This is a genomic window from Kitasatospora sp. MY 5-36 (genome assembly GCF_001182915.1).
Classification (GTDB): domain Bacteria; phylum Actinomycetota; class Actinomycetes; order Streptomycetales; family Streptomycetaceae; genus Kitasatospora.
In genome coordinates this window covers 1-18,054 of the sequence record NZ_LFVW01000129.1, presented here as the reverse complement: position 1 = coordinate 18,054, position 18,054 = coordinate 1, and the positions used below count along the sequence as shown (strand labels likewise).

The following is an 18,054-nucleotide window of genomic DNA, read 5'->3' as shown; positions in this document are numbered from 1 at the left end:
GCCCGAGCCCCCCGGCTCCGCCGGCTCGCTCTCCCCGCCTCTCACCCTGATAGACGTCCATCCTGCCGGGGGGTTGCAGCCGGGTTCGAAGAAATTTTTCGCGGCCCCGCTCCCGCCCCCACCCCTGGACCGAGGGCGGCGTCCAACTCCCCGGCCCGCGAATCCCGGGGCGAGTACCTGGTGCACGTAGGAGCGGTCGGCCCAACTGGTGAGAGTGCTGTTGACGGTCGAAATGATCGGCGTCTGCAGATTGTCGAACAGCACCACCGGCTCCAGTGAGGAGTTCATGATCGAGCCGGAGTCTGCGGTGATCGGCACTCACCCGATCACCGGGACGGCAGACGAGACTTGGAGTGAGAAGGTCAAGCGACTACCTGATCCGATCAGGCCAGGTGCTCGATGACGGCCCGGGCGGCGCGCAGCAGTGCCTCGTCGTTCTTGATATTCCCGAAGAAGCCGCCGCTTCGGCGGGCGAGGGCGAGTTCGGCGTGGATCCGTGGAAGGGCAGGTGCGGCGGCGGGGCCCATCCGCTGGAGGCAGTCCACGACGGGGCCTGCGGTCGAGTCGTTCTCCTCCCATGCCTCCAGCAGCACAGGTAGGACGGCCGCGGCCTCGGCTGGGCCGCCGATGTCGTGGATCGCGGCGGCGGCGTGCACCCGGATCCCGACATGGCCGGTTTCGGACAACTGCCGCAGGCGGGGCAGCGCTGCGGCCGCAGACCGTCCCATCCGGCCGAGGACGTCGGCGGCGTCCTGGTCCTTGCTGGTGTCGAGCAGGGCGGTCAGCCGCGGCACGGCATCGGCGGGGTCGCACTCGATGTCCCACAGGGCCTTCACCGCCGCGAAGCGCAGGTCCGTGTCCTCGGCGCCGAGGAGCGGCCGGACCGTCTCCAGCGCTGACGCGGCGCCGGTGCCGATGGATCCCAGCGCGTAGAGGGCCGCGCCGGCGGTCTGCCACTGCTCCTGCGCGACGGCGGTGGTGAGGGCCGTGGTGAGCGCGGGTACGGCTGCCGGGTCGCCGAGCGCGTTGAGGGCGGCCATCAGCGCGGTGGCGGATCCCCAGGGCCAGGAGAAGTCCGCGTCGGCCAGGCGTCGGGTCAGCCTCGGCAGCAGTTCTCCGGTGGCCTGCGGGAGGTGTCCGGCGACCTGCACGGCGCGCCAGTCGTCGGTGCCGGTGTCGAGCGCCGTCAGCAGGCCGGGCAGGGCTCGCTCGTCACCGAGGCCGGCCAGCGCCGTGACAGCCTGCTGGTGGGCCCGGCGCAGCAGCGGGTGTGGTGCGGCCCAGACGGTCGGGCCGTGGGTGGTGCGGTGTGCTTCGACGAGGGTGGCGAGGGCTTCTCGTGCGGGTTCGGCGAGGGTTGGGGGGAGCTTGCCGAGGGTTTCGGCCGCTTCGGCGGTGGTGTACGGGTCGTCGGGGAGCAGGCAGTCGGCGAGCAGGAGGACGAGGCCGGTGTGGTTGCCGCGCCAGGAGCGGATCAGGTCCCAGGTCATGGTGACGGCGTCGTGGCGGGTGGCCGCGTCGGGGCTGCGGAGTTGGGCGGTGAGCAGGGCGGTGCGTTCGGGCACCCGTGCGTCCAGTACCCGGTGGAAGGTGGTCAGTAGCTCGGTGGTGGGGGCGTGGACGCGGCCGTGGCGGTCGAGGTCGTCGAAGACGGCGGCTATCTGCGGTGGGACACCTCGGTCCGGTGCCGGTTCGGTGGCGATGTCCGTGCAGGTGCACTGCCCGCAGTCGGCCGGTCGGGCCTCGTCCTCGGGCTCGGGTTCCGGTTCGGGGGTGAGCTGCCGGAGCAGACCGGTCGCCGTCGGGACGAGGCTGTCGTCGATCGCCTCCGGTGTGCAGGCGGCCTGGTGGACTAGGGCGGCGAGCCGGATGTCGGCGTCCAACGCGGGGTCGGCTGCCAGCACGGCGAGCCAGGTCGTCACCGGGCCGAGCGCGCCTGGCAGTCGTTGGGCCAGCGTCGCGGCGGTCTCGATGACCAGGAGCCGCTCCAGAGTGCCGCTCTCGGCCGCCAGCCGCTCACGCAGCAGGGCGAACGCCCGCTCGGCGTCGTCGAGGAACAGCCCCAGCGCCGGGACGGCGGCCTGTCGCACCTGCGGATCCGAGTCCGCCGCGTGCCGGACGAAGTCCGCGATGCGCTCACGCATCCGAGGCACAACGTCCGCGTGGGGCGTCGACGCGTGGCCGGACGGACTGTAGTAGACGCCGTCGGGGTCGCAGTCCAGCGCCGCGCTGCCGATGCTGAGCATGAGCCGGATGACAGCTGCGCGGTCGGGCACCTGCGGGTCGTTGGCGAGCGCGAACAGGAACGGAAGGCTCGCCGCCGTGCACGAGTAGACGTCGCCCTGATGGTGGGCCGAGCTGTAGAAGCGGCTGAAGGCCCGCTCCCGGACGTTCGGGTCCGGCGAGGCCATCTGCTCCAGCCACAGCGGTACTTCGTCAGCCGGACCATAGGCGTGGCCCATCGACGACCAGTCGACGCGGTCGAGGCCCTCCAGATTGTTGATCATGGGTCACACGGTGACACGGGGGACTGACACCGCCACCAGCGCGGCCGATCGCTGGTCAAGGTCGAGGCGGTGCCGGGATCCCCGATGATCATCGACGGGCCGGTAGCACCGTTGGGGCAAGTGAGCGTTCTTTCCCCCAGCTGGGATGGAGGTTGAGTTATCCCCGCGAGCGCGGGGCCGACCCCTCGGCCCCGGTGTCGACCGTGACCGTTCTGGAGTTATCCCCGCGAGCGCGGGGCCGACCAGACACCGCTCTCGCCTCGGGACATGATCGCGGAGTTATCCCCGCGAGCGCGGGGCCGACTACGCCGCGGCCGCGGCGGTCAGCTGCTTGCGGGAGTTATCCCCGCGAGCGCGGGGCCGACCTTCCGGATGTCCAACTGGAACGGCTCTATCGCCGAGTTATCCCCGCGAGCGCGGGGCCGACACTTCCTGACCTGCTGTGATTGGGATCAGAGCGCGCCAATTCATTCAGTTCGGTTTCGGAGCTCCGCGGGCGCGGGGCCGGTGTCCCGGAGGCCGTCTTTCCGAGGTGCGCCCTGGCAAGCCGGCTCTGAGCCTTCGAAGGCGTGGTACGGGCTGTTGTCAGGCGTGGGTGTAGGGGACGGGTTCGCCGGTGAGGACGTCGGTCAGGGAGCGGGGGCGGAGTGGCTGACGCAGGACGACCGTCAGCTCGGCGATGCCGCCGTCCTCGCAGCCGATGTTCGGGCCCGAGGCGTCGCGGCGCTTGAGCAGCAGTGCGACCTGCTTGTCCGTTTCCCGTGCCACCAGGTCGGGCTTGTAGTCGCAGCCGCTCCAGGAGACCTCCATCGTGATCGTGCGGTCGTTCGCCGCCACGGCCGTGTTCTTCGTGGACGGGTCGGCGAGCGCGATGCGACGCAGGACCGATGCGTCCCGCCGCTTATACGGCAACGGATAGTCGGATCCGCCCGCCCCCTCGGAGCATGCCGACACCGCCACCGCGATCAACCCCACCGTGACCGTCCAATGTCTGTGGCGCACCGTCAAGTTCACGTCCCCGCCCTCCCCTTGTCGTGGGCCACGATAGGTCCGCTTCAACGGCGGCACCACACACGGTGTCGGCACGTGGCACGCCGACGGGTGATGCCGCCGCCCACGGTGCCCAGACCCGCCCAAGCAGCGGAGCCGACCTCAGCCGGGCAGCCGGGCGCGGGCGGACCGTCAAGCCACCTGCGATGTGGGCCCGTACGGGCCCGGCGTCGGCCGTTCCGGCGGGACCTGCCACTTCGACTGGCAGCACGCCACCGACAGGAACGGCCTGTTCATGGCACTCGGTGAAGCCCTCATCGGCCCCTGCGGCACCGACGGCAGCAGCACCGCAGACCGACGGGTTCGGGGGTCAGGCCACCGGGTCGGACCGGTGTGTGCGCCAGAGCGACCTGAGGGCTTCGAGCTCGATGCGGGGAAAGTGCTCGCCCCATTTGCCGCGGTATCCGCTCTCGCCGTACTTCGTGGCGGCGTCGTCGAAGCAGCGGATCACTGCTCGCGCCACGGTGTCGACGTCCTGCTGGGTCGACCAGATCTCGGTGCCGGCGTTGTCGTGCCGGGAGCCGTCCGGTAGTCGGAGGAGGCGGATCCACACGTCGTCGCCTTCGCGGTAGAAGATCCACCGGAAAGCGGTGGGTTCCGCTTCGAACTGGGACCGTGTCTCGGCTTCGCCGCTGACCAGTCGGGCGATCGCCGTCAGGAGGTCCTCAGGGGCGTTGGTGATGTACGAGGCTGTGACTTGGGCATCGTTCTGCCCGTCCGTGACACGGCAGTTTGCCCACCCGGGTCCGTCGAGGGTCCAGACGAGCCGCAGGTCAGCCACGGCCGCCGTCCTGCTGGGTGAGGAAGCGTCGGACTTCGGCCGCGAGGGCGGACGTCTGTTCGCCGACGTCGAGCCAGGTCGTGACGGAAGCCTCCCAACCCCGGGCCGCACTTCTCCACGGGCGAAGGGTCCAGGTCAGTCCGACGTGACCGCCGGAGCGGAAGACCGCGCTGACGGTGAGGTCCCGGTCGTCGGTCTGCCAGACCCGGTGCCCGTCCCAGCCGTGGAAGTCGGCGGCCAGTTCCTCGAGGAAGGCCGCCAGGCCGGCGCCCCGGTTCCAGGCGACCACCTCGTCGACGCGTACGGCCAGCCCCGGCGCGGAGGCCTCGACCGCGTACCGCACGCGGTCCTCGTCGGGCCGGGAGGGGTCGCGGAGCTGTACGGTGACGGCGCGGTTGTCCTGGCAGCGGACGGTCACGGCGGCCGGCGTGTCGGGTTCGGTGTCGTGGGAGCTCACCGGGTGAACGGTAGATCACGGAGGCCCTGCCCGTCGCGGGGGTTGCGCGTCGGGGAGGCGTCCCGCGCGATGATGAGGACCAAGTGGCAGCCTGGCTATGGGAGTTGCCCCACCCGCCGCGGACCGGAGGGTGGGGCGCCCGGAGGGGTGCCCCACCCGTGCGGCCCGCTAGCCGGCGTGGAGGGCGAGGGTCGGGGAGAGGCGGGCGGCCCGGACGGCCGGGTAGAGGCCGGCGACCGTGCCGATGAGCAGGGTGGCGGCGAAGCCCCCGGTGACGGCCCACGGGGGGACCATCCAGGGCAGGCCGCCCGAGGCGGCGAAGGCGTAGGTGGCGGCCGCGCCCAGGGCCACGCCGGCCAGTCCGCCCAGACCGGAGAGCAGGAGGGACTCGGTCACGAACTGGAGGCGGATCTGGCCCCTGGTGGCGCCCAGGGAGCGGCGCAGTCCGATCTCGTGGCGCCTCTCCAGCACCGAGATGATCATCGTGTTGGCGACCCCGACGCCGCCGACCAGGAGCGCCACCCCGCCCAGCCCGAGCAGGAGGTCGGTGAACGCCCCCTCGGTGGCGGCCTTGGCCTGGAGCGCCGAGGAGGGGTCGGTGACCTGCACGTTGTGCGGGTTCTGCGGATCGACGGTGCGGGGGATCAGCTCGCGGACCGCGCTGACCGTCCGGTCCGTCGACCGTTCGTAGATCTGGGTCGGGTGGCCGTCGAAGCCCAGCAGCGTGCCGGCGCCGTCCCAGCCGACCAGGGCGGCCCGCTCGATCTCGGGAGCCAGCGGCAGCGGGTCGAGGATGCCGATGACGGTGAAGTACCGGCCGCCGATGTGGACCTGCTGACCGGGGGCGGTGATGCCCAGGCGCTGGGCCGCGACGTGTCCGAGCACCGTCGACGGGTAGCGCCCGTTGGCCTCGTTGAGCCAGGTGCCCGAGCCGACCGCGCCGCGTACGACGTCCAGCAGTCCTTCGGTGGCGGCCTTCACGGTGATGCCGCCGGTCTCGTCGTCGGGGATCTTCTCGCTGCGCCGGACGGACTGCGCCAGGTCACCGGTCGCGCCGACCTGCTCGACCCCGGGGATGCGGCTCAGCATGCCGACCGACTCCTCGGGCAGCTTCACCTTCTCGCCGAACAGCCCCTGGCCGGGGGAGGCCACCAGCAGGTTGGTGCCCAACCGGTCGAGCTGCCGAAGGAGTTGGGCCTTGCTGGAGGAGGAGATGCCGACCACCGCGATCATGGTGGCGATGCCGATGGCGATGCCCAGCGCGGACAGCACCACCCGCAGCGGCCGGGTGCGCAGGCCGGCCGAGCCGACGTGGAGGACGTCACGGGGGCCGAGCCGGGCCGGGGAGAGCCGTGTGCGGCTCATCGCTCCCCACCCTGATCGGCCGGGACGGCGGCGCCGGTGCGCAGGTCCGCCACGACGCGGCCGTCGCGGATCCGGACCTGGCGGGGCAGGCTGTCGGCGATCTCGCCGTCGTGGGTGATCACCGCGATGGTGGCACCGTCGGCGTTGAGGTCGTGCAGCAGCTCCATCACCGCTTCGCTCGAGGCGGAGTCCAGCGCGCCGGTCGGCTCGTCGGCCAGCAGCAGGTCCGGCTCGCCGACCACCGCCCGGGCGATCGCCACCCGCTGCCGCTGGCCGCCCGACAGCTCGTGCGGCCGGTGGTGCATGCGGTCCGCGAGCCCGACCCGCTCCAGGGCCAGGGCCGCGCGCCTGCGGCGCTGGGCGCGCGGCAGGCCCGAGTAGAGCAGGCCCTCGGCGACGTTGTCCCGGGCGCTGACCCCGGCCACCAGGTGGAAGGACTGGAAGACGAATCCGATGTGCCGGGCGCGCAGGGCGGACAGCCGGCGGTCGGAGAGGGCGGCGACGTCGTGGCCCGCCAGGGTGACGGATCCGGCGCTGGGCCGGTCCAGGGTGCCGACGATGTGCAGCAGGGTGGACTTGCCCGACCCCGAAGGGCCGACGATGGCGAGCAGTTCGCCGCTTCCGATGCGCAGGTCCACCCCCTGTAGCGCCACGACCCCGCCCGGGTACTCCTTGGTGACCTGGTTCAACTCGACCACCGCGTTCATGACTTGGGCACCCCGACCTTCATTCCCTCGGCCAGGCCGGTCCCGCTGACCTCGACCCGGCCCTGTCCGAACATGCCGAGCTCGACCGGGACTTCGCGCACCTTCCCGTTCTCCACGACCTGGATTCCGAAGCCCCCGCCGGTCAGCGCGAGCAGGGCGTTGACCGGTACCGTCAGCACGTCCTCGCGGACCTCGCCCTCGAGCTCGACGGTGACCGGCGCCTGGTCGAAGCCCTCGGCCTGCCCCGGGTCGTCGAAGACCACCCGGGCGGTGATCTTGGCGGGCTTGTCCTGGGAGCCCTGCTCCTTGCCGTCCTCACCGATGGTGCGGTCGACGGAGGCGACCTTGCCCTTGGCCCTGCCGCCGCCGGGCAGAGCGACCTCGACCCGGGTACCGGGCTTGGCGAGGTCGGCCCGGGAGACCTCGATCCTGATCTGCACCTGCCGTTCGGAGCCGGTGGTGGTGAGGACCGGCTTGCCGGGAGCGGCCTGGTCGCCGACGGCCGCGTCGTTCTTCTTGATCCGCACCGGACCGGGCGAGAAGGCGATCTGCTCGGGGCCGATCTCGCCGGTCTGGGCCAGACCGTGGGCCTTCTGCCAGCGCTTGACCGCCTCCACGGTGCCGGGGGTGAACTCCTCGTCCTCGGCCAGCCCCTTGCCGTGGCCCAGGGCGCGGAGGTTCTCCTTCAGCTGTCTGACGTCCGGCCCCTTGTCGCCCGCCTTCAGCGTCCGGTACACGGGGCGCTCGCCGACCATGAGCCGGATCTTCCGGCCGTCGACCTCGTAGAGGACCCCATCGCGCTCCACCAGCGCGCCGGCCTCCGGGAGCCAGGTGAGGGTGCCCGTCACACCGGCGTTGAACCGGCGCTCCTCGGCGTACCCGAGGGTCCCGTCCACCTGGGTCCGGCTGCTCAGGTCCTGTCGTTCCACCGAGCCCGTGCTCGGCGGCAGCCCGTCCGTGCGGTCCGTGCCGGCGCTCGCGCCGCCGCCGGTCTGCGAGAGGGCCGTGACCCCGCCCACCAGCGAGACCGAGGTGACCAGCGCGGCGATCAGGTACGTTCGGCGGCTCCGCCCGCGCTCACTCCGCATTCTGACCACTGCACGCCTTGTTCGCCTTGTCGAACCTGTCCTTGTCGGGGCCCTCCGGGACCTTCATCGCCTGTCCCGACATCGCCGAGTCGCCGTCGAACTTCGGGTCCGGCATGTCCACACCGTTACCGCGCATGCACTGGGCGAACTTGAGAGCCCTGTCCTTGTCGGCCTGGGACATCTTCGAGCCGCCCGCGCCGCCGGCTCCACCGCAGGCCTTGAGGGCTTCCGCCATCTTGTCCTGGCCGCCCTCGAGGACCAGGCCCCGCGGGTCCTGGCCCGGCTCCGGCTCCTTCACCTGGGCGCCGTGTTCGCGCAGGCACTTACGGTGCTCGTAGGCCTGGTCCGCCGCCGCGCCCCTGCCCGACGAGTCCGAGCCGCCGCCCCCGCCGGAGCCCGTGGCGCCTCCGCCACAGGCCGCGGTGAACAGCGCCATCCCCGCCACCAGCACGGCCGCCGCGCCGTACCTGTGGTTCCGCATGTGGTTCCGCATGGAATTCCTCCGTGTCCGATTGCGAGCGGCCGGCCACCGTGTCCGATACGTCTCCGATACCGGGTGACCGACGACGCAGAGGCTGGCACGCACCCGCGTTTCGCCGCTGTCAGCCGAGACCTTTACGGCGACGAAAGGTGGCTTTCAGGTACACCTGATGTCATGCGTGTACTGATCGTGGAGGACGAGGAATTCCTGGCGGACATGATCGCCGAGGGATTGCGGCGCGACGCCCTGGCCGTCGACGTCGTGTACAACGGCGCCGACGCGCTGGAACGGCTGCGCCTCACCGACTACGACGTGCTCGTACTCGACCGCGACCTGCCCGGAGCGCACGGCGACGAGGTGTGCCGGAGCGTCGTCGAGCAGCGGCTGCTGACCCGGGTGCTGATGCTCACCGCCGCCGGCACCGTCCGCGACCGCGTCGACGGCCTGGACCTGGGCGCGGACGACTACCTCACCAAGCCGTTCGCCTACGAGGAACTGCTGGCCCGGGTCCTGGCCCTCGGCCGCCGCACCCACCCCGCCCTTCCGCCGGTCATCGAACGTGCCGGCATCACCCTCGACACCGCCCGCCGCCAGGCCTTCCGGGAGGGCCGCTACCTCGCCCTGTCCCGCAAGGAGTTCGGCGTCCTGGAGGTGCTGATGCAGGCCGAGGGCGCCGTGGTCAGCGGTGAGGACCTGATCGACCAGGTGTGGGAGCGGAACATGGGATACCGCACCAACGCGGTCCGGGTCGCCCTCAGCAAACTCCGCGCCAAGCTCGGCGAGCCGTCGGTCATCGACACCGTGCCCGGCCACGGCTACCGCATCGGCGTCCCGGCGTGAGGCGCTCCGCCCCGGTCGGCCCGAACCGCCTTCCGCTGCTTCCGCTGCCGGGCAGAGCGCGCCCGCGGCGGCCCGGCAGAGCACGCCCGCGGCTGCCGGGCGGGGAGCGGGGCCGGCTGACCATGCTCTACGGCGGGCTGCTCGTCCTCGCCGGGGCCATGCTCATCGTCCTGGTCAACTTCCTGGTCCGGGAGGGGCTGTACACCTCGATCAGCACGGCCGTCGCCGTCGAACCGCGACTGGCCACACTGGCGACCCCGGACCCGGCCGCCGCGGCGAAGACCCTCACGGTGGGAACCGCCGCGCCCGCGAACGCCCCACCCGGGAGCGCCCCCGCCGGAGCCGATCCCGCCGACGGCGGACAGTCCCACTTCCAGGCCGTCAAGGTCGTCACCCAGGCCGCCGAGCAGGCCGCCCAGAACCAGCTGCTGACCGTCTCCCTGATCGCCCTGGCCGCCTTCGCCGTCATCTCGATGGCACTGGCCTGGTGGATGTCGGGACGGGTGCTGCGCCCGGTGGCGGTGATCACCAACACGGCGCGGCGGCTCTCGGGTGAGAACCTGCACGAGCGGATCGCCCTCGACGCACCCCCGGGCGAACTCAAACAGCTCGCCGACACCTTCGACGACATGCTCGACCGCATGGAGCAACTGGTCGGTGCGCAGCAGCGGTTCGCGGCCAACGCCGCACACGAACTGCGCACCCCGCTCGCGGTGCAGCGGGCCGCGGCCGAGATCGGGCTGGCCACCGGGGACCCGGCCGCCGTCGCCCGGGTCCGCCGCAAACTGATCGAGGTCTCCGAGAGCAGCGAACGGCTCATCGAGGGCCTGCTGTTGCTGTCCGTCTCCGACCAGAGGCTGGACCACCGCGAACCGGTCGCGCTGGACCAGCTGGCCCGCGCGGTGGCCGCCGAGTGCGCCGCCCCGGAGGAAGCCCGGACGAACGGCGTCACCGTCCGGACCGACACCGCCCCCGTGTCCGTCGACGGTGATCCGGTGCTGCTGGCACACCTGGTACGCAACCTGGTCGGCAACGCCCTGCGCTACAACCACGACGGCGGCCGGGTCGACGTCGACGTGCGCGACGGCGTCCTGGAGGTCGCCAACACCGGCCCCCAGGTGCCGCCGGAGACGGTCCCCTACCTCTTCGAGCCCTTCCGCCGCCTCCAGGAGCGTCGGCACAGCCCGCGTGAGGGCGCGGGCCTCGGCCTGTCCATCGTCGCCTCCATCGCACGCGCCCACCACGCCACCGTCACCGCCGACCCCGGCAGCACGGGCGGACTGCGCGTCCGGGTCGAGTTCCCCACGGCCTGACCCGGCGGCCAGGGGCACCCGCAGGGCACGCGATCGGCCTCGCCCACCGCCCCAGTGCCTACTGGGCGGTGGGTTCCCGGGTCGCCGTGCGGTAGAAGTTCAGCGAGACCGGTCCCTTCGTGCTGGTCGCCTCCGGGCTCTTGCCCGTCATCTTCCGCTTCTCGGCAGCGTGGTACCGGAGGTCCTCGACGCTGTCCGCCGGCGGGACCGGATTGTCGGCCTCGAAGAGCTGGGAATGTCCCGAGTCGGCCACGACGAAGGTGTCCCCGTGCATGTTGGCCTGGCTCTCGCCCGCGTCGCCGAAGTTCGCCGCCACCAGGATGTGGACGCCTTCGTACGGTTCGTTCCAGAGGCTCTCCGCGGCGTTGTCCGAGCATATTTGGAGGCGGACCTGAACGCCCTTCACCGTGGTCTCGAAGTTCTCCTGCCCGATGGCGAAGAAGCCTTGCTCCATCTCCTCCGGTGAACGGTCCGGAGCTCCTCCCCAGTCCGGCGCCTCGAAACGCTTCGTGTAGGTCTTCGGATCCTGGCCGCCCTGGAAGACACGCGCGTAGTTGTCGAACACGGTCACGTTGCCCGACCCGTCGGGGTCAGGTCCTTGCTCCCAGATCTCCTCCAGCTCCGCTACCGAGTCCTTCGCGTATCCGTTGTCGGCACCCATGTTCTCCTTGAGCCGCTTCCGGCCCTCCTGCTGTTCGGCGCGCGCCTGGTCCGATTCGTGCGCGTCGAGGGAACGTCGGCGGCCGATGGTTCCCGGCACCACCAGGTAGTTGCTGGGCAGGATCGCCAGGCGTTCGGCGAGCCACTCGTCCACGCCGGCCGCCTGGTCCCCGCTCAGGAAGTGGGTGCCCTGGCCGCTGAAGTAGTACTCCGGCGCGGTGAAGATGTACACCTGCTCCGGGTCGTACCGCTTGCTCCATTCGAGGAACGCGGTGTCCAGGGCCTCGCCCAGGAGCTTCTTCTTCTCCAGCTCGACGGCCGACCACTGCGCACCCGCTTTCATCACCTTGTCCGTGGGGGCCTGGACGCTGGCGATGTGGACACCGGTCCTGTCCGCGCCGATCTCCGTGTCATGGGGATCGAACGTCTCGCGCGCCCACGGCTCGGTGCTCCCGAGGCGCCCGCCGGCGGCGTCCGCGAGGTTCGCCGCGACCTCGCGGTCCTCCTCCGCCGACGCGCGCTGCACCGCTACGTCGGTACGGGTGCCGACGGCGGCTCCGCCCTCGGTCCGCGCCGGCGGATGCACCGACCGCCGCATGACGCGAACGGCGTTGGCCTCGGCCTCGCGTTCGAAGCGGTCGGAGGGGTCGGAGACCTTCAGCCCGGTGCCGTCGTCCGTTCCGGCGACGGGGCCCTGGCGCTGCTGGATGACGTGGGTGAGTTCGTGGGCGAGGGTGTGCTTGTCGCCTCCGCCCTCGCCGATGACGACGTGGTGGCCGGAGGTGTAGGCGCGGGCGCCCACGTCCACTGCCGAGGCCCGCGCGGCGGCGTCCGTGTGGATGCGGACGTCCGAGAAGTCCGCGCCGAGCCGGCCTTCCATCTCGGCGCGCGTGCCGTGGTCGAGCGGACGCCCCGGGGAGCGCAGGACGTCCTGGACGGTGGAGCGCTGAACGGCGTGTTCGGCCTGCCCGTAGTCGAATTCGCCGCCCTGACCGGGCTGTTCCTGAGCCCCTGGCCGTCCGGTCCGGCGGAGCATCCGGACGACCGCCGCGTTGCCGACGCTGCGCTGGAGGGCCAGGAGAGGCGGCGCGCCCCCGATCGCGGGCTTGCTCGCCGGTGGACGGCTGCGCTCGGCCTCATCGGTCTTCGCGCTGTGCTGGGCGTGCATGGTCTCCCTCTCGCACGGCAGGCGGTCACCCTCCTGACTAACAGACGGGCAGGGGCTCCACCAGAGGCGCGAAGGCAGTCCGGGCTGCCTGATCGGGCACGACGCGCTGCCCGTCGCGCAGGCACGGCCACCGTTCGCCCGTCACGGGAACGGCCCCGATCCGCCGCCGGTCAGTCCGTGGCCGGCCGGTCCCAGCCGAGCTGGATGAACACGCCGAGGCGGTCGCCCACGGCGCGGATCCCGACGATCCGCCCGGCGCGGACGACGCCGAGCGGTTCGCCTTCGCGCCCGACGCCCTCCTGCTCGGTTTCGAGGCGCTGCGCTCGGGCTGAGGCGGGGCCGGGGTGCCTGGCATCCACCAGGTGCCAGGCCAGGCCGTTGGGCGACGAGGCCGTTGCCGGGTGGGCGGACGACCGGTGTCGGCAGGGCGTCAGCCTGCGAGGAGCTGTCGTGCCTTCACCAGGCGCGCTCGATGGTCCTCGATCCACCCGACCGGCGGGGACATCGGCAGGCTGACCGTCACCTGCGAGGACGGGTCGTCGCTCACCGTCACCCCGATCGCCCTGGAAGGGAGCGGCTTGATCCTCAACCGGACCGTCCGGCCGGAGTCCAGCCATGAGACGAACCTGGCACCGGCAAGACCGTCGAGGGCTTCCTCCCACCTGTCCAGATCGAAGGACGTGATCCCCACCGGGAAACCGCCGGTGATGGTCTCCGTCGACACGGTGAACTCGCAGTCCAGGAACTCGCTGCCCGGATCCGGTCGCTTCAGCACCCGCAGCGCGACGACGTGACCGCTCGTCCCGGGCGGGTCGGCAAGGTGGATCAGATCGTCCAGTCCGCTGTGCAGTTCGTCGTCCATCACAGCCCTCTCGCTTGGTCTCGGAGAAGGGCATCCTTCCGGACGGCACCGACAGCTCCGGTGCCACCGGCACCGGCCGGATCGGCCGCACTTGCCCCCGGGTGGGCTGCGGGACGAGGCTGGAGGGGAGAGGGAAACGGGTGCGGGAGGCGTCGCTCGTGGACGGAGACGAGCCTGCCGGCCGGTCCGCCGGCGGGCACCGGAGTGTGCCGCACACGGCCGACCTGCGGGTCGAGGCCTGGGCGCCGACGGCGGAGGGCTGTATCGGCGAGCTGGTGCACGGCGTCGTCGGCAGTTTCGCCGACCTGGCCGGCGCGCGGATCGTCGGCGAGCGCGGCTGCACGGTCCTCGCGGTGAGCGATCCGGACCTGCTGGCGGGCGTCCTGGAGGAGGTCGTCTACCGGATGGACGTCGACGGCGAACTGCCGGTGGCGGTGGCGGTCGGCCCGATCGAGGGCCTGGACGGCGCCCGTCGGGTGGCGGTCCGGTTCCGGATGGCCGATGCCGCCACGGCCGCCCTGGTCGGCGCCGTGCCGAAGGCCGTCTCACTGCACGACCTGGACCTGAGCGCCGGGCCGGACGGCTGGACCTGCCAGGCCACGGTGGACGTCTGAGCCCGGTCCCGGCGCGGTGGGCCGGAGCCGCGGGAGCGGGGTGAGCGAGGTGGAGATCGCACTGACCGAGGCCGGCCGGTACCGCTGGCGGATCGAGCCGCGCCCGCCGATGCGGGTGCCCGGGGTGGTGTTCGCGAGCGCCGCGCTGCTGCCGCAGGCCGCCGGGGACAAGGCGCTGGAGCAGGTGGCGAACGTGGCGACGCTGCCCGGGATCGTCCGCGCCTCCTTCGCGATGCCGGACGTGCACTGGGGCTACGGCTTCCCGATCGGCGGGGTCGCCGCGACCGACGTCGAGCGGGGCGGGGTGGTCTCGCCGGGCGGGGTGGGCTTCGACATCTCCTGCGGGGTCCGGCTGCTGGCGGCCGGGGTCGGCCGGGACGAACTCGACCCGGAGCGGATCGGCCGCCTGATGGACCTGCTGGACCGCACCGTCCCGCGCGGCCTGGGCCGGGGCGGCCTGTGGCGGCTCGGCGGACCGGAGGAGCTGGACGAGCTGCTGATCGGCGGTGCCCGCTACGCGGTCGAGCACGGCCACGGCGTGCCGCGCGACCTGGAACGCTGCGAGGACCGTGGCGTGCTGGCCGGCGCGGCTCCCGGGGAGGTGAGCACCCGGGCCGTCGAGCGCGGGCTGCAGCAGGTCGGCAGCCTCGGCTCGGCCAACCACTTCCTGGAGGTGCAGGCCGTCGACCGGGTGCACGACCCGCGGACCGCCGCCGCCTTCGGACTGCGGCCGGGCCAGGTCTGCGTCATGATCCACTGCGGTTCGCGCGGCCTCGGCCACCAGATCTGCACCGACCACGTCCGCGCCATGGACCGCGAACTGCACCGCTACCGGATCGAGCTCCCGGACCGCCAGCTCGCCTGCACCCCGGTCGACTCCCCGCGCGGCCGCGCCTACCTGGGCGCCATGACCGCGGCCGCCAACTACGGCCGGGCCAACCGGCAGCTGCTCGCCGAGGCGGCCCGCCGCGCCTTCGCCACGGTGCTCGGGGTCGGGCTGGAGCTGGTCTACGACGTCTCGCACAACCTCGCCAAGCTGGAGACCCACGAGGTGGACGGCGAGCTCCGGACGCTGTGCGTGCACCGCAAGGGCGCCACCCGGGCGCTGCCGCCGGGCGACCCCGACCTGCCCGCCGACCTGGTGGAGGCCGGGCAGCCGGTGCTGGTGCCGGGCACCATGGGCACCGCCTCGTACGTCATGGTCGGACTGCCCGGCAACGAGGCCTTCCGCTCCGCCTGCCACGGCGCCGGGCGGGTGCTGAGCCGCCACCAGGCGCTGCGCACCGTGCGCGGCGAGCGGCTGAAGAGCGAGCTGGAGGCGCGGGGGATCGCGGTGCGGCCGGCCTCCTGGCGGGCGCTGGCCGAGGAGACCCCCGAGGCGTACAAGGACGTCGACGCGGTGGCCGCCGTGACCGAGGCCGCGGGGCTCGCCCGGCAGGTCGCCCGGCTGGTGCCGCTGGGGGTGTGCAAGGGGTGAGACACCCTCCGTTTCGGCCGCGTCCCTCGACTCGCCCGGCCGGGCGCGCTTGGATGTCGGACGCGTCCGTCACCGGGGCGCGTCCGGCGACGGATCGCATCCCGTCGCCGGAGCCCGTCCGGCACCGTCGGGCGCGTCCCTCACAGGAGGTGGTCATGCCGGGAAGCCCGGATCCAGCCGTCGACCGCCGGGGCACCGGAGGCGGTCCGGTGATCGAACTGCGGGCGCTCACCAAGCGCTACGGCAGTACGGTCGGCATCGAACAGCTGGACGTGTCGGTCGAGGCCGGCGAGGTGTTCGGCCTGCTCGGCCCCAACGGCGCCGGCAAGACCACCACGCTGCGCTGCCTGGTCGGCCTGCTCGGCCCCAGCGACGGGCAGGTGCGGGTGCTCGGCCTGGACCCGGTGGCCGACCACGGCCGGCTCGCCCCCTCGATCGGCTACCTGCCCGGCGAACTGCGGCTCTACCCCGAGCTCACCGGGCAGCAGACCCTCGACCTGCTCGCCGCCCTCCAGGGCGCCCCGGTCCCGCGCCAGCGCGAGCTGTGCGAGCGGCTGAAGCTCTCCCGGGCCGACCTGGCCCGGCCGGTGGGGCAGTACTCGCGCGGCATGAAGCAGAAGCTCGGACTCGTCCAGTCGCTCCAGCACCGGCCGCCGGTGGTGGTGCTGGACGAGCCGAGCGAGGGGCTCGACCCGCTCGTCCAGGAGACCTTCTACGAACTGCTCGCCGAGGAGGCCGCGGCCGGGCGGACCGTCCTGCTCTCCAGCCACGTGCTGCCCGAGGTGCAGCGGACCTGCGGCCGGGTCGCCATCGTCCGCCACGGCCGGCTGGTCACCGTCCGCTCGGTGGCCGAACTGCGCCAGGCCCGGGCCCGCCGGGTCCGGCTGCTCCTCGACGACGGGCGGGGCGCCCGGCCGCTGGGCGCCGCCGAGCGGTGGTCGCCGCGCTGGGACGGCCCGCGGGTCGAGCTGCTGGTGCCGCCGGACGAGGTGGTCGCGGCGGTGCGCACCCTGCTCGCCGAACTGCCGGTGGCCGACCTGACGGTGGAGGAGGCGGGCCTGGACGAGGCCTTCCTCGACCTCTACCGGTCCGTCGGGGCCGAGGAGCCTTCGACCGGCGGCAGCCGGCCGGAGCGGGAGGAGCGGCCGTGAACCCGGGCACCGTCAACCGCCGCCTCCCGCTGGTCTGGCTCGCCCTGCACCGGCGGCGCCGGATGCTGCTCTCCCTGCTGTTCGGCATGGTCGTCTTCGAGGCCCTGATCGTGGTGATCGCCGGGACCATCCCGCCCGGCGACCTGTTCGGCGGCGGCCGCACCCCGCCCGGCGCGTTCAAGGCCTTCAGCGGCTCCAACGGCGACGTCTCCATCGCCAGCTACCCCGGCCTGCTCGGCGCCGGGCTCACCCACCCGTTCTGGATCGCCCTCCAGCTGACCGTGATCGGCTCGCTCGGCGCCGCCGCCGTCGCGGCCGACGTCGAGTCCGGCACCATCGAGCTGCTGATGACCCGCCCGGTCTCCCGCCGCCGGCTGCTCGCCGAGCGGACCGGCGCCCTGGTCTCCGCCTCGGTGCTGCTCAACGCCGCCGCCACGCTGACCCTCGCTCTCGGGGTGGCGGTCTCCGCGCCGCTGCGCGAGGCCGTCCCGGAGGGCGCGGTGTTCACCGCCGGACTGCTCGGCTGTGCCCTCGCGTTCTGCCTGACCGGACCGGTGCTGGCGGTCTCCGCGGTCAGCCGGCGGCGGGCCCATGTGGTCGGCGCGGCCGTCGCCTTCGGCGCGGTCGGCTTCGCGCTCAACTTCGTCGCGCTGGCCTGGTCCCCGGCCCGGCCTTTGCGCTACCTCAGCCCGTTCCACTACTACGCGCCGGGCGACGTGCTCGGCCACGGCGGGGTGCCGTGGGCGGCGTTCGGCGTGCTGCTCGGGGTGGGGCTGCTCGGGCTGGTGGCGGCCTTCCGGCTGCTGGAGCGGCGGGACCTGGCGGTCTGATCCCGGGGCGCGGTGTGTGGCTGGTGGGCGGCTGGTCGGCGGGGGCGCGGCCGGTCAGCCCCAGGTGCGGGCCGCGGCCAGCAGGTGTTCGCGGACCAGGGCCACGTGCGGGTTGGCCGAGCCGGCCGGGCGGCGCACCAGGTAGGCGGTGTTGATCGGCGGATCGGCCGGCTCGTGCAGCAACCGCAGGGCCCCGGAGGCGAGTTCGGCCCGGCACAGGTAGCCGGGCAGCACGCTCCAGCCCGCGCCCGCGGTCACCGCCGAGAGCAGCGCCCGCAGGTCCGGCACGGTGACCGCGGCCCGGGCGTGCAGCCGCCGGTCGAAGACGTGCCGCCAGTAGCGGCGGGCGATCGGCAGGTCCTCGGCGTAGCTGAGCAGCGGTGCCTCGGCCAGCGCGTCGGGCAGCTCCCGGCCGGCCAGCCGCTCGGCCCAGACCGGGGCCGCGACCAGGACGAACTCCTCGTCGGCGAGCGGTTCGGCGAGCAGCGTCCGGCCGCGCGGACGCCGGGTGGCGACCACCAGGTCGTGCTGCCCGGCGCGCAGTTCCGCCAGCAGCGGGTCGGTGAGCCCGCCGGTCACCCGCAGCTGGACGCCCTGCGCGACCAGCGGGGCCAGCTCGGCCAGCAGGACGGTGCCGAGGAACTCGGCCGGCCCGGCCAGGTGCACCGGTTCCGGCGCGCCGCCGCCGCGCCCGTCGGCGAGG

General features: G+C 73.0%; 18 protein-coding genes and 1 CRISPR repeat array. Of the genes, 6 read left to right on the top strand and 12 right to left on the bottom strand.

Features of this window, described 5'->3' with window-relative positions; translation table 11 throughout:
* Positions 1–383 precede the first annotated feature (383 nt).
* The 8 genes from AE652_RS10245 to AE652_RS46305 form a co-directional block, all read right to left on the bottom strand.
* Complete coding sequence (locus tag AE652_RS10245) at positions 384–2,507, bottom strand: HEAT repeat domain-containing protein (RefSeq protein ID WP_049650928.1); 2,124 nt, start codon at positions 2,505–2,507, stop codon at positions 384–386.
* Positions 2,508–2,661: 154 nt separating this feature from the next.
* A CRISPR array of direct repeats spans positions 2,662–2,934; the repeat unit is 28 nt; unit sequence GAGTTATCCCCGCGAGCGCGGGGCCGAC.
* Between the two features lie 158 nt (positions 2,935–3,092).
* Entirely contained in the window at positions 3,093–3,521 is a 429-nt protein-coding gene (locus tag AE652_RS46310) for a hypothetical protein (RefSeq protein WP_159028421.1), read from the bottom strand.
* Between the two features lie 346 nt (positions 3,522–3,867).
* Positions 3,868–4,338, bottom strand: coding sequence for a hypothetical protein (locus AE652_RS10235; RefSeq protein ID WP_199823069.1), 471 nt, complete (start codon positions 4,336–4,338; stop codon positions 3,868–3,870).
* On the bottom strand, positions 4,331–4,795 hold the full coding sequence (locus AE652_RS10230) for a DUF6228 family protein (RefSeq protein ID WP_049650926.1): 465 nt from the start codon (positions 4,793–4,795) through the stop codon (positions 4,331–4,333). The genes AE652_RS10235 and AE652_RS10230 overlap by 8 nt, the downstream gene beginning before the upstream one ends.
* A 168-nt stretch (positions 4,796–4,963) precedes the next feature.
* Complete coding sequence (locus AE652_RS10225; protein WP_049650925.1) at positions 4,964–6,160, bottom strand: ABC transporter permease; 1,197 nt, start codon at positions 6,158–6,160, stop codon at positions 4,964–4,966.
* The gene (locus AE652_RS10220; RefSeq protein ID WP_049650924.1) at positions 6,157–6,867 is read right to left on the bottom strand and encodes an ABC transporter ATP-binding protein; all 711 of its coding nucleotides are present in this window, start codon (positions 6,865–6,867) and stop codon (positions 6,157–6,159) included. The genes AE652_RS10225 and AE652_RS10220 overlap by 4 nt, the downstream gene beginning before the upstream one ends.
* A complete protein-coding gene (locus AE652_RS10215; RefSeq protein WP_049650923.1) occupies positions 6,864–7,955 on the bottom strand; it encodes a peptidoglycan-binding protein in 1,092 nt (363 codons plus the stop codon). Before AE652_RS10215 ends, AE652_RS10220 begins: the two co-directional genes overlap by 4 nt.
* The gene (locus AE652_RS46305) at positions 7,945–8,436 is read right to left on the bottom strand and encodes a hypothetical protein (RefSeq protein WP_159028420.1); all 492 of its coding nucleotides are present in this window, start codon (positions 8,434–8,436) and stop codon (positions 7,945–7,947) included. The genes AE652_RS10215 and AE652_RS46305 overlap by 11 nt, the downstream gene beginning before the upstream one ends.
* Before the next feature lie 174 nt (positions 8,437–8,610).
* Between AE652_RS46305 and AE652_RS10205 the strand changes: the two genes are divergently transcribed.
* Positions 8,611–9,276 (top strand): response regulator transcription factor, encoded by a 666-nt coding sequence (locus AE652_RS10205; RefSeq protein WP_049650922.1) that lies wholly within the window; start codon positions 8,611–8,613, stop codon positions 9,274–9,276.
* Between the two features lie 122 nt (positions 9,277–9,398).
* Positions 9,399–10,589: a HAMP domain-containing sensor histidine kinase gene (locus AE652_RS10200; RefSeq protein WP_049650921.1), complete on the top strand. Its 1,191-nt coding sequence runs from the start codon at positions 9,399–9,401 to the stop codon at positions 10,587–10,589.
* Between the two features lie 58 nt (positions 10,590–10,647).
* On the opposite strand, the gene AE652_RS10195 is transcribed toward AE652_RS10200, so the two are convergent.
* The 3 genes from AE652_RS10195 to AE652_RS10185 all read right to left on the bottom strand — a co-directional run bounded on the left by AE652_RS10195 (position 10,648) and on the right by AE652_RS10185 (position 13,279).
* Positions 10,648–12,417: a DUF4157 domain-containing protein gene (locus AE652_RS10195; RefSeq protein WP_049650920.1), complete on the bottom strand. Its 1,770-nt coding sequence runs from the start codon at positions 12,415–12,417 to the stop codon at positions 10,648–10,650.
* Positions 12,418–12,587: 170 nt separating this feature from the next.
* Entirely contained in the window at positions 12,588–12,776 is a 189-nt protein-coding gene (locus AE652_RS48045) for a hypothetical protein (RefSeq protein WP_049650919.1), read from the bottom strand.
* A gap of 71 nt (positions 12,777–12,847) precedes the next feature.
* Positions 12,848–13,279 (bottom strand): DUF5959 family protein, encoded by a 432-nt coding sequence (locus tag AE652_RS10185; protein WP_049650918.1) that lies wholly within the window; start codon positions 13,277–13,279, stop codon positions 12,848–12,850.
* A gap of 206 nt (positions 13,280–13,485) precedes the next feature.
* On the opposite strand from AE652_RS10185, the gene AE652_RS10180 reads away from it, so the two are divergent.
* The 4 genes from AE652_RS10180 (at position 13,486) to AE652_RS10165 (ending at position 17,351) form a co-directional block, all read left to right on the top strand.
* Positions 13,486–13,893, top strand: a complete 408-nt coding sequence (locus AE652_RS10180; RefSeq protein WP_234348327.1) for an archease — start codon at positions 13,486–13,488, stop codon at positions 13,891–13,893.
* 49 nt (positions 13,894–13,942) lie between these two features.
* Entirely contained in the window at positions 13,943–15,370 is a 1,428-nt protein-coding gene (locus AE652_RS10175) for an RtcB family protein (RefSeq protein ID WP_369808284.1), read from the top strand.
* Between the two features lie 155 nt (positions 15,371–15,525).
* Positions 15,526–16,521, top strand: coding sequence for an ABC transporter ATP-binding protein (locus AE652_RS10170; protein WP_049650916.1), 996 nt, complete (start codon positions 15,526–15,528; stop codon positions 16,519–16,521).
* The gene (locus AE652_RS10165; RefSeq protein WP_049650915.1) at positions 16,518–17,351 is read left to right on the top strand and encodes an ABC transporter permease subunit; all 834 of its coding nucleotides are present in this window, start codon (positions 16,518–16,520) and stop codon (positions 17,349–17,351) included. The genes AE652_RS10170 and AE652_RS10165 overlap by 4 nt, the downstream gene beginning before the upstream one ends.
* Positions 17,352–17,405: 54 nt before the next feature.
* Here the strand turns inward: AE652_RS10165 and AE652_RS10160 are convergent.
* The coding region (locus tag AE652_RS10160) for a substrate-binding domain-containing protein (protein WP_049650914.1) at positions 17,406–18,054 on the bottom strand (649 nt) is incomplete at its 5' end.

What these genes read in the sequence shown, in the direction of transcription:
- AE652_RS10245 (WP_049650928.1), bottom strand. Translation starts at nt 2,507, where the DNA reads ATGATCAACAATCTGGAGGGCCTCGACCGCGTCGACTGGTCGTCGATG.
- AE652_RS10225 (WP_049650925.1), bottom strand. Translation starts at nt 6,160, where the DNA reads ATGAGCCGCACACGGCTCTCCCCGGCCCGGCTCGGCCCCCGTGACGTC.
- AE652_RS10220 (WP_049650924.1), bottom strand. Translation starts at nt 6,867, where the DNA reads ATGAACGCGGTGGTCGAGTTGAACCAGGTCACCAAGGAGTACCCGGGC.
- AE652_RS10215 (WP_049650923.1), bottom strand. Translation starts at nt 7,955, where the DNA reads ATGCGGAGTGAGCGCGGGCGGAGCCGCCGAACGTACCTGATCGCCGCG.
- AE652_RS46305 (WP_159028420.1), bottom strand. Translation starts at nt 8,436, where the DNA reads ATGCGGAACCACAGGTACGGCGCGGCGGCCGTGCTGGTGGCGGGGATG.
- AE652_RS10205 (WP_049650922.1), top strand. Translation starts at nt 8,611, where the DNA reads ATGCGTGTACTGATCGTGGAGGACGAGGAATTCCTGGCGGACATGATC.
- AE652_RS10200 (WP_049650921.1), top strand. Translation starts at nt 9,399, where the DNA reads ATGCTCTACGGCGGGCTGCTCGTCCTCGCCGGGGCCATGCTCATCGTC.
- AE652_RS10195 (WP_049650920.1), bottom strand. Translation starts at nt 12,417, where the DNA reads ATGCACGCCCAGCACAGCGCGAAGACCGATGAGGCCGAGCGCAGCCGT.
- AE652_RS10185 (WP_049650918.1), bottom strand. Translation starts at nt 13,279, where the DNA reads ATGGACGACGAACTGCACAGCGGACTGGACGATCTGATCCACCTTGCC.
- AE652_RS10170 (WP_049650916.1), top strand. Translation starts at nt 15,526, where the DNA reads ATGCCGGGAAGCCCGGATCCAGCCGTCGACCGCCGGGGCACCGGAGGC.